Origin of the sequence: Pseudomonas frederiksbergensis (genome assembly GCF_035751725.1) — a bacterium.
Taxonomy (GTDB): domain Bacteria; phylum Pseudomonadota; class Gammaproteobacteria; order Pseudomonadales; family Pseudomonadaceae; genus Aquipseudomonas; species Aquipseudomonas frederiksbergensis_A.
In genome coordinates, this window is record NZ_CP142104.1 from 5,420,287 (window position 1) to 5,434,962 (window position 14,676).

13 protein-coding genes are annotated in these 14,676 nt (G+C 61.2%); 2 read left to right on the forward strand and 11 right to left on the reverse strand.

What is annotated here, in order from left to right; translation table 11 throughout:
- Positions 1–66: 66 nt before the first annotated feature.
- The 11 genes from VQ575_RS24430 to bioB all read right to left on the reverse strand — a co-directional run bounded on the left by VQ575_RS24430 (position 67) and on the right by bioB (position 12,963).
- Positions 67–225, reverse strand: a complete 159-nt coding sequence (locus VQ575_RS24430; protein WP_003177654.1) for a YqaE/Pmp3 family membrane protein — start codon at positions 223–225, stop codon at positions 67–69.
- 335 nt (positions 226–560) lie between these two features.
- The gene (locus VQ575_RS24435) at positions 561–2,339 is read right to left on the reverse strand and encodes an acyl-CoA dehydrogenase C-terminal domain-containing protein (protein WP_325918585.1); all 1,779 of its coding nucleotides are present in this window, start codon (positions 2,337–2,339) and stop codon (positions 561–563) included.
- Positions 2,340–2,534: 195 nt separating this feature from the next.
- Complete coding sequence (locus VQ575_RS24440) at positions 2,535–4,331, reverse strand: acyl-CoA dehydrogenase C-terminal domain-containing protein (protein ID WP_045157132.1); 1,797 nt, start codon at positions 4,329–4,331, stop codon at positions 2,535–2,537.
- 92 nt (positions 4,332–4,423) lie between these two features.
- Positions 4,424–5,713, reverse strand: a complete 1,290-nt coding sequence (locus VQ575_RS24445; RefSeq protein WP_045157133.1) for a GGDEF domain-containing protein — start codon at positions 5,711–5,713, stop codon at positions 4,424–4,426.
- A gap of 222 nt (positions 5,714–5,935) precedes the next feature.
- The gene (locus tag VQ575_RS24450; RefSeq protein ID WP_039590703.1) at positions 5,936–7,741 is read right to left on the reverse strand and encodes a phenylacyl-CoA dehydrogenase; all 1,806 of its coding nucleotides are present in this window, start codon (positions 7,739–7,741) and stop codon (positions 5,936–5,938) included.
- A gap of 276 nt (positions 7,742–8,017) precedes the next feature.
- Positions 8,018–8,314: a hypothetical protein gene (locus VQ575_RS24455; protein WP_039590701.1), complete on the reverse strand. Its 297-nt coding sequence runs from the start codon at positions 8,312–8,314 to the stop codon at positions 8,018–8,020.
- 119 nt (positions 8,315–8,433) lie between these two features.
- Positions 8,434–9,114: a dethiobiotin synthase gene (gene bioD, locus VQ575_RS24460; protein WP_039590699.1), complete on the reverse strand. Its 681-nt coding sequence runs from the start codon at positions 9,112–9,114 to the stop codon at positions 8,434–8,436.
- On the reverse strand, positions 9,111–9,923 hold the full coding sequence (gene bioC, locus VQ575_RS24465; protein ID WP_198724649.1) for a malonyl-ACP O-methyltransferase BioC: 813 nt from the start codon (positions 9,921–9,923) through the stop codon (positions 9,111–9,113). Before bioC ends, bioD begins: the two co-directional genes overlap by 4 nt.
- The gene (locus VQ575_RS24470; RefSeq protein ID WP_045157135.1) at positions 9,916–10,647 is read right to left on the reverse strand and encodes an alpha/beta fold hydrolase; all 732 of its coding nucleotides are present in this window, start codon (positions 10,645–10,647) and stop codon (positions 9,916–9,918) included. The genes bioC and VQ575_RS24470 overlap by 8 nt, the downstream gene beginning before the upstream one ends.
- A complete protein-coding gene (gene bioF / locus VQ575_RS24475; RefSeq protein WP_325918587.1) occupies positions 10,640–11,818 on the reverse strand; it encodes an 8-amino-7-oxononanoate synthase in 1,179 nt (392 codons plus the stop codon). The genes VQ575_RS24470 and bioF overlap by 8 nt, the downstream gene beginning before the upstream one ends.
- 89 nt (positions 11,819–11,907) lie before the next feature.
- Positions 11,908–12,963 carry a biotin synthase BioB gene (gene bioB, locus VQ575_RS24480; RefSeq protein WP_039590691.1) on the reverse strand — a complete coding sequence of 352 codons (1,056 nt, stop codon included), beginning with the start codon at positions 12,961–12,963 and terminating at the stop codon, positions 11,908–11,910.
- A 90-nt stretch (positions 12,964–13,053) separates the two neighbouring features.
- Here bioB and VQ575_RS24485 point away from each other — a divergent pair, with 90 nt between their 5' ends.
- The gene (locus VQ575_RS24485; RefSeq protein ID WP_198724645.1) at positions 13,054–13,794 is read left to right on the forward strand and encodes a ComF family protein; all 741 of its coding nucleotides are present in this window, start codon (positions 13,054–13,056) and stop codon (positions 13,792–13,794) included.
- Between the two features lie 55 nt (positions 13,795–13,849).
- Positions 13,850–14,614: a TOBE domain-containing protein gene (locus VQ575_RS24490; RefSeq protein WP_039590686.1), complete on the forward strand. Its 765-nt coding sequence runs from the start codon at positions 13,850–13,852 to the stop codon at positions 14,612–14,614.
- Positions 14,615–14,676: the final 62 nt, after the last annotated feature.

Below are 14,676 nucleotides of genomic sequence, written 5' to 3' on the forward strand. Positions count from 1 at the left end.
TCAGCGGGAGCAAACTCCCTCACCACAAAGGAATCCCCAATAAAGGAATCCTCTGACTGCAGGGCTTCAGCGCTTGGCGATGATGTACACCGCATGCACGATGCCGGGGATATAACCCAACAGTGTCAACAAAATGTTCAGCCAGAACGCCCCGCCAAACCCGACTTGCAGGAAAACACCCAGCGGTGGCAGCAGGATGGCGATGATGATGCGAATGAAATCCATGGATGACTCCCTGATGAGCGATGGCCACGTTGCCATAGCCCATGGACACCTGTCCGCTCGTCGGGGTTCAGTAATTGCTAGCGGGAGGCGATTCGAAAGCGTCCGCCGATAAAAAACGCGGGCAAAAGAAAACCCCGCCGAAGCGGGGCTTTGCAGACTGTTTCCCTGACATCCATTTCACTCCGCCTTCCTGGCAGAATCCTACGTGTCCGTGTTGTTACTTTTGCGCGTCCTGCGCTACGTCCATGGAAGCTAGATTAGCCGTGGATCCAATCGGCCGATAGAGGGAAATCGCCAGCACGTCATGTAAGCATTTGCTTACATGACGATCTTTCTCAGAACTGGCCCGGCTCCAGCAGGAACAGCGACTCACTGCCCGCTTTCACCGAAGCGCTCAAGGAATGGATCCGCGGCAACAGGCGAGCGAAGTAGAACCGCGCCGTGCCCAGCTTGCCCGCGTAGAAATCATCCTGGCTTTCCTTGCCCAACGCCGCCCGGGCCATCAATGCCCACATGTAGGCGTAAGCGGTGTAGCCGAACGCTTGCAGGTACTCCACCGAAGCCGCGCCGATTTCGTTCGGGTTGCTTTTCGACCGATCGAGCAGCCACTCGGTCAGTTCGTCCAGCGTGCCGACGGCATCGTTCAATGGCTTGGTGAACTCCGCCAACTCGCCGCCTGCCGTGGCGGTGAAATGGCGGATCTCATCGGCGAACAATTTATAGAACGCCCCGCCACTGCCGACGATCTTGCGTCCCACCAAGTCCAGCGCCTGGATACCGTTGGTGCCTTCGTAGATCTGGGTAATGCGCACATCGCGCACCAGTTGCTCCTGGCCCCATTCGCGGATGTAACCGTGACCGCCAAAAATCTGCTGGCCATGGACAGTGGTTTCAAGGCCCAGGTCGGTGAGGAAAGCCTTCGCCACTGGGGTCAGCAGCGCGACCAGGTCTTCGGCACGCTTGCGGGTGGCGGGGTCTTCGCTGAACTTCGCGGTATCCAGTTGCATCGCCACGTAGGTGGAAAAAGCGCGGCCACCTTCGTTAGAGGCTTTCATGGTCAGCAGCATGCGGCGCACGTCAGGGTGGACGATGATCGGGTCGGCGATCTTGTCCTTGTTCTGCGCGCCGGTCGGCGAACGGCTTTGCAGGCGGTCGCGGGCGTATTCGATGGCGTTCTGGTAGGAGCGCTCGCCGGTGGCCAGGCCCTGGATACCAACGCCCAGGCGCTCGTAATTCATCATGGTGAACATCGCCGCCAGGCCTTTGTTCGGCTCGCCGACCAGATAACCCACGGCCTCGTCGAAGTTCATTACGCAGGTGGCGGACGCCTGGATACCCATCTTGTGCTCGATCGAACCGCAGTTGGCCGCGTTGCGCGCGCCCAGGCTGCCGTCGGCATTGACCATGAACTTCGGCACCAGGAACAACGAGATGCCTTTCGGGCCGGCCGGTGCGTCCGGCAGTTTTGCCAGCACGAGGTGGATGATGTTTTCGGTGAGATCGTGCTCGCCGCCGGTGATGAAGATCTTCGTGCCGCTGACTTTGTAGGAACCGTCGGCCTGAGGTTCAGCCTTGGTCCGGATGATCCCCAAGTCGGTGCCGGCATGGGGCTCGGTCAGGCACATCGAACCGGCCCAGACGCCGGCGTACATGTTGGGCAAGTACGCGGCCCTCAACTCTTCGCTGGCGTGGGCATTGATCGACAGGCAGGCACCGGCGGTCAGCATCGGGTACAGGCCAAAGGAGAGGCTGGCGGAGTTGACCATTTCCTCGACCTGGGCCGAAACAGCCTTGGGCATGCCCATGCCACCGTACGCCGGATCTCCGCCGACACCCACCCATCCGCCCTCGGCATAGGTCTTGTAGGCCTGTGGGAAACCTGCCGGTGTCGTCACGGCGCCGTCAGCCCAGTGGCAACCTTCTTCGTCAGCCGCGCGGCTGAGGGGCGCGACGCTTTTGCTGGTGACCTTGCCGGCCTCTTCCAGGATCGCTTCGACAGTTTCAGCGTCTACGGTATCGGCCAGCGCCGGCAATTGGGCCCAGAGTTTTGCGACCTCGAACACTTCATTGAGGACGAAGCGCATATCGCGCAGGGGCGCTTTGTAGTCAGCCATGGCAAACCTCGCAAGATCTAAACAATTGGTTCGTAGGAAAGCGGTTTCGCAATGGCCCCGAGTGTACCCCAACAACTTTTGCGACACATAGGGTCAACCCATGACTGTTTTGTTATTTTTAGTCACTGCGAAAGCATGGATGTCTATCGTGGCGAGGGTGCTTGCTCCCTCACCACGAAGAAATGTTTCAGCCCATCAAAGCGCAAACAACTCCGCCGGCAACTTCATCAGGCATTCGCTTCCCGCCTCGATTGCAGCCCGATGGCTGGCCGTACGCGGCAGCAGGCGCTTGAAGTAAAACTCACAAGTCACCAGCTTCGCCCGGCAGAAATCCGCGTCCCCGTCGCCACCGTCGAGTTGCGCCTGGGCCACCAACGCCATGCGCAACCACAGGTAAGCCAGGATGATATAGCCGCTGTACATCAGGTAATCCACCGAGGCGGCCCCCACCTCGTCGGGATTTTTCATGGCAGCCATGCCGACCTGGGTCGTCAATTCGCCCCATTGCTGGTTGAGCCCGTCCAGTTGCGCAACGTATGCCTTGAGCTGTGGGTGCCCGGCATTGGCGGCGCAGAACTTATGCACGATTTTGGTGAAGCCACGCAGCAACTTGCCTTGGCTGCCCAGCACCTTGCGTCCCAGCAAGTCCAAGGCCTGGATGCCGTTGGTGCCTTCGTAGATCGGCGCGATTCGACAATCGCGCACCAGTTGCTCCATGCCCCACTCGCGGATAAAACCGTGGCCGCCGAAAACCTGCATGCCGTGGTTGGTCACTTCCAACCCCGTGTCGGTCATGAAGGCCTTACAGACTGGCGTGAGGAAAGCCAACAGGTCTTCAGCCTCCTGGCGGGCGGTTTCGTCGCGGCTCAAGTGCGCGGTGTCGAGCAATTGCGCAGTGAAATACGTCAGCGCCCGGTTGCCTTCGTTGAAGGCCTTCATCGTCAGCAACATCCTGCGCACATCAGGGTGAACGATGATCGGGTCGGCGGCTTTGTCCGGCGCCTTGGGGCCGGTCAGCGAGCGCATCTGCAAACGATCGTTGGCGTATTTGATCGCCCCCTGGAAACTCGCCTCGCCCAGGCAAAGGCCCTGCATGCCGGTGCCGAGGCGGGCATGGTTCATCATGGTGAACATGCAGTTGAGGCCCTTGTTCGCCTCGCCGATCAGGAAGCCCTTGGCACCGTCGAAGTTCAGCACGCAGGTAGCCGAGGCCTTGATGCCCATCTTGTGCTCGATGGACCCGCAGGAAACGCCGTTGCGCTCTCCGGCCTCGCCCGCGGCGCCAGGCAGGAACTTTGGCACGATGAACAACGAGATGCCCTTGGTCCCGGCGGGCGCATCCGGCAGTTTGGCGAGCACCAGATGAATAATGTTGTCGCTCATGTCGTGCTCGCCGGCGCTGATGAAGATCTTGCTGCCAGTCACCGCGTAGCTGCCGTCGGCCTGGGGCACGGCGCGGGTCTTGATGATGCCAAGGTCAGTGCCGCAGTGGGCTTCGGTCAGGCACATGGTGCCGGTCCACTGGCCGGCGGTGAGTTTGCTGAGGTAGGTCTGCTTCTGCTCCTCTGTCCCGTGGGCGTGGATGGCCGACATCGCTCCGTGGGTCAGGCCGGGGTACATGCCCCAGGACGTGTTGCTAGAACCAATCATCTCGCTGATGACCAGGCCCAGGGAACTGGGCAGGCCCTGGCCGCCGTACGCCGGGTCCGCCGCCAGGCCGTGCCAGCCGCCTTCCACATATTGAGCGAACGCCTGCTTGAAGCCTGCTGGCGTCGTCACCACGCCGTTGTCGAAATGGCAGCCCTCTTCATCACCCGGGCGATTGAGAGGCGCCAGCACGTTCTCACAGAACCGAGCGCCTTCCTCCAGAATGGCGCTGACCATGTCCGGGCTGGCATCGCTGGCACCCAGTTCGGCATAGCGGCCATGGAAATCGAAGACGTGGTCGATCAAAAAGCGCATGTCGCGCAGCGGAGCTTTGTACTCGGGCATGGTGGTTTTCTCCGGTAGCAGATTCATTCCAACCTACTGCCGGCCATCGTGGCCCACAATCACAGTCCAGGCGCTGAATGCGCCATCATCACTCAACCCGCGGCGGCTTCCATGCGCACTGCGCCGCGACGATTCTGCCCATAGGCAATTACACAGTTTCGCCCCGCGCCCTTGGCGTTATAGAGCGCTTGGTCCGCCGATTTGAGCACCTCTTCGGGCGTGCGCTGCTCGATGCGCTCGGCCACGCCGATGCTGACCGTCACCGATACGCTGGAGGCGCCAGCGCCGGCCCGACGCTGGCGACCTTGTTGATCGTCCTGGGGACGGCTGTCGGGGTTGCGCAGTTGAATCGCGTAGGTCTCGATGGACTGGCGGATGACTTCCAGGTGGGGCATGCACTCATCGATGGTCTTGCCCGCGAACACCAAGGCGAATTCCTCGCCGCCATAGCGATACGCCCTGCCGCCACCGCCGATCTTCGACAGCTTGCTGGCCACCAGGCGCAGCACTTGGTCACCGACATCGTGGCCATGGGTGTCGTTGAATTTCTTGAAATGGTCCACGTCGCTCATCGCCAACACATAATTGCGACCCAGGCGCTGCATGCGTTCGTTCAATGCACGACGTCCCGGCAGGCCGGTGAGTTCGTCACGAAAGGCCATTTGATACGCCTCGTGGGCGACCGCCGCGGCAATCATCAACATCACCTGGCTGCACATGATGTTCAGGGTGAACGGCAAGATGAATGTCTTCGGCAGCATCCAGAACAACCCGAGCAGCCCCACCAATTGCGCGGCGTGCAGCGGCCGGGGGTTGCGCCAATATTGCCAGGCCAGGAGCAGGAATGCGGCGGCGAACATTGGGTAGGACAACTGAATCAGGCTCATCCAGGCGCCATGCAACGCGGGCCAGCGGATCTCCGAAAGCCACAACAGCAATGCCTGTGGAAAACTTTGCTCCAAGGCCAGCGCCACGCTGCCGAAAACCAGCAACACCGCGAACCGCGCCACCATGTCCTGGAACAGGTGGGTGCGCTCCTGCCACGCCGCGAACAGCCCGAACAACAGCGGCAGCAACAGGCAGACGAGATGGAACACCACCGCCGCGTCTTCACGCACCTTGCCGTTATCGCGGTAGAAATCGGTCTGGGTATCCAGCAGGAAGTAGGCGATGTACACCGTGACCATCAAAAACAGTTCACGTTGACGTCGGTAGACGGCGCAATACGCCCCGCCCAGTAGCAACACCAAGGTAGGAAGCACGTTGAACAGGGACGTAAAGAAGACGTTGAGGTCCTTGACGTAGGCAGCCGCAAGCCCCGACAACAACAGTAGCAGTGACGGTAGGAAATGGCTCAGGCGTACAGCGGAAGAACGCGGCAAGGGTAAAGCTCCGACCCGACTGATCAAAGAGGGCATTGTGCACGTGAGATGTGACCGATGTCACACTGCCATCGCTGTAACGGCAGAGGCCGGAGTTTTCTTAAGGCTCTGTTGGATGAATATTGTTTCAGGATCGCTATCGATCTCTCTGGGGATTTAGGGCAGCCATGAAAAAGCCGCTGCTCCCTGAGAAGCAGCGGCTTGTGAAGAACCGCCTAAGGCTTAGTAGCCCAGCGCGAAGTCTTCTTCTTTCATGTCCATCAGATTGTTGGCGCCCGACAGCATGGTTGCCACGTGGGTACGAGTGCGCGGCAGGATGCGCTGGAAGTAGAAGCGCGCGGTCTGCAGCTTGGCCGTGTAGAACGCCTCTTCGCTGGTGCCAGCTGCGAGTTTTTCCGCCGCCAGGCGCGCCATGTCGGCCCAGAAGTAAGCCAGGCAGGCGTAGCCGGAGTACATCAGGTAATCCACCGAGGCCGCGCCGACTTCTTCGCGATCCTTCATGGCCGCCATGCCGACCTTCATGGTCAGCTCGCCCCATTCCTTGTTCAACGCAGCCAGGGGTTCGACGAACTCCTTGACCGCTTCGTTGCCTTCGTTGCCCTGGCAGAACTTGTGGACGATCTTGGTGAAGCCCTTGAGCGCTTCGCCCTGAGTCATCAGTACCTTACGACCCAGCAGGTCCAAGGCCTGGATACCAGTGGTGCCTTCGTACAGCATCGAGATACGGCTGTCGCGTACGTTCTGCTCCATGCCCCACTCGGCAATGAAGCCGTGGCCGCCGTAGATCTGCACGCCGTGGTTGGCCGACTCAAAGCCGACTTCGGTCATGAAGGCCTTGGCGATCGGGGTCATGAACGCCAGCAGCGCATCAGCCTTCTTCTTCTCTTCTTCGTCCACGCCGTATTTGACGATGTCGACCTGCTTGGCGGTGAAGTAGACCATCGCCCGGTTACCTTCGGCGAAGGCTTTCATGGTCAGCAGCATGCGACGCACATCAGGGTGCACAATGATCGGGTCGGCGGCCTTGTCCGGCGCTTTCGGACCAGTCAGGGAACGCATTTGCAGGCGGTCGCGGGCATATTTCAGGCCGCCCTGGAAGCCGATCTCGGCGTGGGCAAGGCCTTGCAGTGCGGTCCCCAAGCGTGCGGTGTTCATGAAGGTGAACATGCAGTTCAGGCCTTTGTTCGCCGGGCCGATCAGGAAACCGGTGGCCGCGTCGAAGTTCATCACGCAGGTGGCGTTGCCGTGGATGCCCATCTTGTGTTCCAGGGAACCGCAGCTCACGGCGTTGCGCTGACCCACGGTGCCATCGGCGTTAGGCAGGAATTTGGGCACGATGAACAGCGAGATGCCCTTGGTGCCAGCCGGTGCGTCCGGCAGGCGTGCCAACACGATGTGGACGATGTTGTCGGCCATGTCGTGTTCGCCGGCAGAAATGAAGATCTTGGTGCCGGTTACTTTGTAGGAGCCGTCAGCCTGAGGCTCGGCCTTGGTACGCAGCATGCCCAGGTCGGTGCCGCAGTGCGGTTCGGTCAGGCACATGGTGCCGGTCCATTCGCCGGACACCAGCTTGGTCAGGTAGGCCTCTTGCTGCTCGGGCGTACCGTGCTCGGAAATGGTGTTCATCGCGCCATGGGACAGGCCTGGGTACATGCCCCACGACCAGTTGGCTTCGCCGACCATCTCGCTGATCGCCAGGCCCAGGGACTCCGGCAGACCTTGACCGCCGTGCTCTACGTCGTGGGCAAGGCTTGGCCAGCCACCTTCGACGAACTGCTTGTAGGCTTCCTTGAAGCCGGTCGGCGTTTTCACACCGGACTCGCTCCAGGTGCAACCTTCAAGGTCACCCACGCGATTCAGCGGCGCCAGTACCTGCTCACAAAACTTGGCGCCTTCTTCGAGAATGGCGTCAACCATGTCCGGAGTTGCGTCCTGGCAAGCCGGAAGGCTCTGATAATGCGCTTCGTAGCCAAGCAGTTCGTCACGAACGAAGCGAATATCACGCAAGGGGGCCTTGTAGTCAGGCATAGCGATAAACCTCTGCTGATGTAACCGGGAATGAATGACCGCGGCGAATTGTTGTGACGGTCAAACAGGTGTTTGAAACATACGTTTACGCCCAAATCTTGTCAAGCGTCGATCTTTTGCCGTTCGTCATCAGCTTAAAAAATGGCGGGCACGGGAAATTCCATCGCAATTAAGAATTCGCGATGCGCGTAGGAAAAGATTAGTTGAGCAATAAGACGTTAGAGACAAGAACACCGCGAATAATCGCGGCGTTTTCGTGAATCTGGAAGAACAGGGTCAGGCAAACGTATCGATCAACGTACCGAGCATTTCGTCGGATGCCTTGGCGACGTTCACGCCCAATTGCACCTGGAACTTGCCCTGGGCCAAGTCGACCATGTTGCTGGCCAGGTCTGATTGCTGGCTGCGATCCACTGACCGCAAGCGATCGACCTGTACCTCGGACGACTGGCTGGTGACCGAACGCTCGATCGTGTTGTTGGCGATCTGGCTGGAGGCCTGATCGACACGGTTCTGCCCTGTCTGAATCGTGCTCAGACCGGCATAGAACGCGGTGTTTCCTGAGATTTCCATGGCGGGGCTCGTCTACTTGAAGGGGTCGACATCGGCATTGAATCAGATGGCTAGGCAAAAGGCCCGACAAAAACACTAATGGCACAGTGCCTTGTCATAGGCAAAACCTTGGCGAAATATCAGTCAAGCAGATCCAATTGCAGGTGTCCGGCCACCGCTTCGGCCGTCACGCTCTGGATTCGCGCCACCCTGCCCAGGCACGGCGCTGGAAGTCGTTCGGCCAGGGTTGCCAGGTTTTCCTCCAGGCGAGAGGTGGCCGGGTCGATGATATTCGCGACCCAACCGGCAAGCGGCAAGCCGTCACGGGCGATAGCCTCGGCGGTCAGCAACGCATGGCTGATACACCCCAGGCGCACGCCCACCACCAGGATCACCGGCAAGTCCAACGCAATTGCCAAGTCGGAAAGATTGTCCTGGCCGGACAGCGGCACGCGCCAACCGCCCGCGCCTTCAATCAAGGTGAAATCGGCGCCCAGCGCCAGCACTTCGCGCATCGGACTTAGCAGCGACTGCACCGTCAACGCAACACCCGCCTCCCGGGCAGCCAAGTGCGGCGCTATGGCCGGTTCGAACGCCACCGGATTGACCTGCGCATAAGTCAACGGCACCGAGCATTCGGCCAGCAGCGCCAAGGCATCAGCGTTGCGCAGGCCCTTGGGCGTCACGTCGCAGCCAGAGGCCACGGGCTTTCCGGCTGCCGTGCTCATGCCGGCTTGTCGCGCTGCGTGCAGCAGGCCCGCCGCAACGGTGGTCTTGCCTACATCGGTGTCGGTGCCGGTAATGAAATAGGCCTGGCTCATAGCGGTTTCTCCAATACGACGTAGACCACTTGGTAGGTCGCCGGCAGCCCTTGTGCCTGACGAAACTGCTCATAGGCTTCAACCAGCGCAAGGATCCGCGCCCTGCCCGTCAAGCCGCCAGGGCGGCCAGGGTTCAGATTATGGGCACCCAGTGCTTTCAATTCGTGGGTCAGGCTGCGCACATCAGGGTAATGCAATACATGGGGGCGATTTTCAAGGCTGACGACATTCAGCCCGCTGTCCGCGCAGAGCTGTTGATACGTCTCGAATCCACGGAAACGGTTGACGTGCACCATGCCATCCACCTGACGCCAGCTGTCGCGCAATTCGTACAAAGTGCCCGCGCAGAGACTGCTGAAGGCGAACACTCCGCCCGGTTTCAAGACCCGATGGGCCTCGCTCAGCACCGAAGCAAAATCGGCACACCACTGCACCGCCAGGCTGGAGAACACCAGGTCGCAACTCGCCGCCTGCAAAGGCAGCCGCTCGGCATCGCCGGCAATAAAATGCGCGGCGCCACCTTGGGGACGGGCATGATTGAGCATACCTTCGGCGATATCCAGCGCCAGGCCGCTGTCTTCGCCGAAACGAGCACCCAACGCGCGGGTGAAGTAGCCGGTGCCGCACCCCAAGTCCAGCCAACGTTGCGCAATGAACGAGGGCGACAAGCGCCCTAACAACTGTTGGCCGACGTCGCGCTGCAACTCGGCCACGCTGTCATAGCTGGCTGCCGCCCGGGAAAACGAAGCCGCCACCTGGCGCTTGCCGGGCAAGGCGTCGGGCACACGGGGAAGAGACAAATCAGTCATCACCGGACTCATGCAAAAAAGCCTGGATCGCCGCCGCTACACCGTGCGGGTCCTCCAGAAGGAATCCGTGGCCGGCCTGTTCGATCAGACCGATTTCGACATCCGGCAGCAACGCCAGCAACTCGCCCGCCGCCTCGGCCGGCACCAAGGCGTCGAGCCCGGCAAACAGATGCAGTTGTGGACCACGAAAACTCTGCAACGCGGTGCGCGTGTCCAATTGCGCGAGCAATTCGAGCCCGGCCATCAATACTTGCGGCGAAGTGCCCGGCGCCCCGGCCAGCAGCAGTCGTGACAACCCGCGCGGATCGCTGCAGCCCTGGGCACAGAGCAGGCTGAAACGCTTGAGGGTCTGGCGTGGGTCGGCCGCACACCCTGCAAGAAATCCGTCGAAGGTCTCGCCGGCCATTGCGCTCGGCCATTGTTCATGGGCGACGAAAGACGGATTACTGGCCAGAGTCAGCAAGCCGCAACAGCGCTCGCCCCGCCGCGCCGCCAATGCCGAGGCCAACATGCCGCCCAAGGACCAGCCGCCGAGCCAGGTGTCCTGAGGCACAGCGGCGTCCAGTTCGTCGAGCCACTCATCAGGATCGCTCGACAGCAATGCCGGCAGCGGCTCGACTTCTACGTGCAAGTGTTCGTCGAGCCCTTGCAGGGCCGCCGCCAGCGGCTCCAGCGGAGAAACGCCCAGCCCCCAACCGGGCAACAGAATCAGTCGATCACGCATGGCTTGGCTCCGGTCCCAGTTGGACAAAACACTCTGCCAGTGCCTCTAACAATAGTTGCACCTGGGCTTCGCTGTGTGCGGCCGTCAAGGTGACCCGCAGGCGGGCGCTGCAGGCCGGCACGGTGGGCGGGCGGATTGCCGTGACCATCAGCCCGCGCTCACGCAACATCTGCGACAAGCACATGGCCCGCCCCGCATCGCCAATCAGGATCGGCTGGATAGGCGTGAAACTGTCCATCAGTTGCAAACCAATCTGCTCGGCGCCTTGGCGGAACTGACGGATCAGCCGCTGCAGATGCTCTCGTCGCCAATGTTCGCTGCGCAGCAGTTCCAGGCTCTTGAGCGTCGCGCAGGCCAGGGCCGGCGGTTGGCTGGTGGTGTAGATGTAGGGGCGTGCGAACTGGATCAGGCTTTCGATCAGTTCTTCACTGCCCGCCACAAAGGCACCGGCGGTACCAAAGGCCTTGCCCAGTGTGCCGACCAGCACGGGCACGTCTTCCTGGCTCAGGCCGAAATGTTCGACGACACCGCCGCCGCTAACGCCCAACGTGCCGAAACCGTGGGCATCGTCGACCATCAGCCAGGCGCCCTTGGCCTTGGCTTCACGGACGAGGGCCGGCAAGTCGGCGATGTCGCCATCCATGCTGAACACCCCATCGGTGACCACCAAAGTGTCGCCCACGGCTTTTTCCAAGCGTTGGGCCAGGCTTCGGGCGTCGTTGTGCAGGTAGCGATTGAAACGCGCACCGGACAGCAACCCGGCGTCGAGCAGCGAGGCGTGGTTAAGACGATCCTCCAGCACTGTGTCGCCCTGCCCCACCAGCGCAGTGACCGCGCCGAGATTGGCCATGTAGCCCGTGGTGAACAGCAACGCCCGCGGGCGCCCCGTCAGGTCGGCCAAGGCTTCTTCCAGGGCGTGATGCGGGCCGCTGTGACCGATTACCAGATGAGATGCCCCACCCCCGACGCCCCAACGGGCCGCCCCGGCGCGCCAGGCTTCGATCACTTGCGGATGATTGGCCAGGCCCAGGTAATCGTTGTTGCAAAATGCCAACAACGGCCGGCCGTCCACCACCACTTCCGGGCCCTGGGGGCTTTCAAGCAGCGGGCGCTGGCGATAGAGATTGTCGGCACGACGGGCAGCCAGGCGTGCGGCGAGATCGAAGGGCATGCAGGCCTCGGGGTGAACCATTTATTCAAGACAGATAAATCCAATGCGGGAGCGGGCTTGCTCGCTCCCACACCTGGTTTTGCGTGAACTCAAACAGCCGCGTTATAGAACTGCTCGCTGCTCTTTTGCTCCACCAGCGCCTGTTCGATTGCCGCCTGGTGCACCTCATCGGCATGCTCTTCGCGGGCTTCGGGCTGGATGCCCAGGCGCGCGAACAATTGCATGTCCTTGTCGGCTTGCGGGTTGGCGGTGGTCAGCAGCTTATCGCCGTAGAAAATCGAGTTCGCGCCGGCAAAAAACGCCAGGGCCTGCATCTGCTCGTTCATCGCTTCGCGGCCGGCAGAGAGGCGTACGTGGGATTTAGGCATCAGGATCCGCGCCACGGCGAGCATGCGGATGAAATCGAAGGGATCGACGTCCTCGGCATTCTCCAGCGGCGTGCCGGCGACCTTCACCAGCATGTTGATCGGAACCGATTCCGGGTGCTCCGGCAGGTTCGCCAGTTGGATCAGCAGATTGGCGCGGTCGTCCAGGGACTCGCCCATGCCCAGGATGCCGCCGGAGCAGATCTTCATCCCCGAGTCACGCACGTAGGCCAGGGTTTGCAGGCGCTCGCTGTAGGTGCGCGTGGTGATGATGCTGCCGTAGAACTCAGGCGAGGTGTCCAGGTTGTGGTTGTAGTAATCCAGGCCGGCCTGGGCCAGTGCTTCGGTCTGCTCCTGGTCGAGGCGACCCAAGGTCATGCAGGTTTCCAAGCCCATGGCCTTCACGCCCTTGACCATCTCCAGCACGTAAGGCATGTCCTTGGCCGACGGGTGCTTCCACGCCGCGCCCATGCAGAACCGGGTCGACCCGATGGCCTTGGCGCGCGCGGCCTCTTCGAGGACCTTCTGCACTTCCAACAACTTCTCTTTTTCCAGCCCGGTGTTGTAGTGGCCGGACTGCGGACAATATTTGCAATCTTCCGGGCAAGCGCCGGTCTTGATCGACAGCAGCGTGGAAACCTGGACGCGATTGGCGTCGAAGTGCGCGCGGTGCACGGTCTGCGCCTGGAACAGCAGGTCATTGAATGGCTGAACGAAGAGTGCTTTGACTTCGGCCAAAGACCAGTCATGACGCAGGTTGGCAGTGGTGCTGGCGCTCATGGGCATTTCCTTGATTATGCTTGGCTGGCGCCTTGGGAATCGAATACCCACAGGCGCGACACGGATGTTCGGCATATTTAAGGAAGAGTCATGCGCTGTCAACCACGATACAAATTACCGGTTTACATCTGGTTAAAAAACAAACAATCATGCCTTTTATGCGGTGAAACCACCGACACACCGCAACCCATCTGCACGCCGTGCGAAAGCGAACTGCCTTGGCTCGTCGATCAGTGCAGCGTCTGCGCACTTCCGCTGCCCACGCCCGCACTTCGCTGCGGCCAATGTGCTACGCGTCCTCCGGCCTTCGAACGGGTCGTGGCGCCATGGATCTATGACTTCCCGGTGGACACCTTGGTCACGCGTTTCAAGCATCAGGCGAAGTGGCCGCTTGGACGCTTGCTCGGCGAACTGTTGGCGCAGTCGGTCCAGCATCATTTTGATGAAGGGCTGGAGCGACCCGATGCGCTGGTGCCGGTGCCATTGGCGGCTCGACGATTACGCCAGCGCGGGTTCAACCAGGCGACATTGCTGGCCCGCTGGCTGAGCGGGCCGCTGGAAATACCTTGCGAAGAAAACCTGCTGCAACGCGTCCAGGACACGCCTGCACAACAAGCCCTCGACGCCCCGGCAAGACGTCGGAACCTGCGCCACGCCTTCGCCCTGGCGCCTGGCGCCACCTTGCGAAACCGTCACCTGGCGCTGGTGGACGATGTGCTCACCACAGGCGCGACGGCCCAGACGCTTGCACGCCTGCTGCTAGACGCTGGCGCCGCCCGGGTCGATGTGTATTGCCTGGCTCGAACGCCAAAACCCGGCGACCCGGCTTGACGCGCAGCGGCCGAGGCGCCAACGTCCAGGCATCAAATCCTGCGCAGCCCTTGTCATGTCATTGCCTACACTCCTGACCCAGCACATCGTCCGCCGACCACAACGCATTGCGCTGTTGCAGCACATCGCCGAACAGGGCTCGATCACCCGGGCGGCCAAGAGCGCCGGGCTGAGCTACAAGGGAGCATGGGATGCGATCGATGAGTTGAATAACCTGGCGGACCGGCCACTGGTCGAGCGCAGCGTTGGCGGCAAGGGCGGTGGTGGCGCAAAGCTGTCGGAGGAAGGCTTGCGCGTGTTGCGTCTTTACCAGCGCCTGCAAACCTTGCAGGCGCAACTTCTGGAAGCCAGCGAGGACGCTGGCGACCTGGGCTTGCTCAGTCGCCTGATGCTGCGCACCAGCGCCCGAAACCAATTGCATGGCAAGGTCTTGACCATCACAGCCCAGGGCCACAACGATCACGTGCGCCTGGAACTGGCCCGCGGCCTGGTCATCGAAGCGCAGATCACCCACGACAGTACAGTGCGCCTGGAACTGGAGATCGGCACCGAAGTGGTCGCCCTGATCAAGGCCGGCTGGCTGGAGCTGTACTCCGCCGATCAGCCGGAGGATTCGTCGACCAATAACCTCCAGGGAATCATCGAACACATTGCCATCGCCGAGGACGGGCCCAGCGAAGTGCGTATCGGGCTGCCCAACGGCCAGACCCTTTGCGCACTGGCCGCCCCATTTCAATTGGCTGAGCGAAACCTGGCCGCTGGTTCAACGGTGCAGGTGCGGTTTTCTTCGACAAATGTGCTGCTCGGCACACCGCTGTAGAGCGCTGAAACATAATCTTCATCGACCCGCTTTAAGGTGACTGCCAAAACCAGCAGGGAGCC

Coding starts and splice junctions, on each gene's coding strand:
- VQ575_RS24430 (WP_003177654.1), bottom strand. CDS start 225: ATGGATTTCATTCGCATCATCATCGCCATCCTGCTGCCACCGCTGGGT.
- VQ575_RS24435 (WP_325918585.1), bottom strand. CDS start 2,339: ATGGCTGACTACAAAGCGCCCCTGCGCGATATGCGCTTCGTCCTCAAT.
- VQ575_RS24440 (WP_045157132.1), bottom strand. CDS start 4,331: ATGCCCGAGTACAAAGCTCCGCTGCGCGACATGCGCTTTTTGATCGAC.
- VQ575_RS24450 (WP_039590703.1), bottom strand. CDS start 7,741: ATGCCTGACTACAAGGCCCCCTTGCGTGATATTCGCTTCGTTCGTGAC.
- VQ575_RS24455 (WP_039590701.1), bottom strand. CDS start 8,314: ATGGAAATCTCAGGAAACACCGCGTTCTATGCCGGTCTGAGCACGATT.
- bioD (WP_039590699.1), bottom strand. CDS start 9,114: ATGAGCCAGGCCTATTTCATTACCGGCACCGACACCGATGTAGGCAAG.
- bioC (WP_198724649.1), bottom strand. CDS start 9,923: ATGACTGATTTGTCTCTTCCCCGTGTGCCCGACGCCTTGCCCGGCAAG.
- VQ575_RS24470 (WP_045157135.1), bottom strand. CDS start 10,647: ATGCGTGATCGACTGATTCTGTTGCCCGGTTGGGGGCTGGGCGTTTCT.
- bioF (WP_325918587.1), bottom strand. CDS start 11,818: ATGCCCTTCGATCTCGCCGCACGCCTGGCTGCCCGTCGTGCCGACAAT.
- bioB (WP_039590691.1), bottom strand. CDS start 12,963: ATGAGCGCCAGCACCACTGCCAACCTGCGTCATGACTGGTCTTTGGCC.
- VQ575_RS24485 (WP_198724645.1), top strand. CDS start 13,054: ATGCGCTGTCAACCACGATACAAATTACCGGTTTACATCTGGTTAAAA.
- VQ575_RS24490 (WP_039590686.1), top strand. CDS start 13,850: ATGTCATTGCCTACACTCCTGACCCAGCACATCGTCCGCCGACCACAA.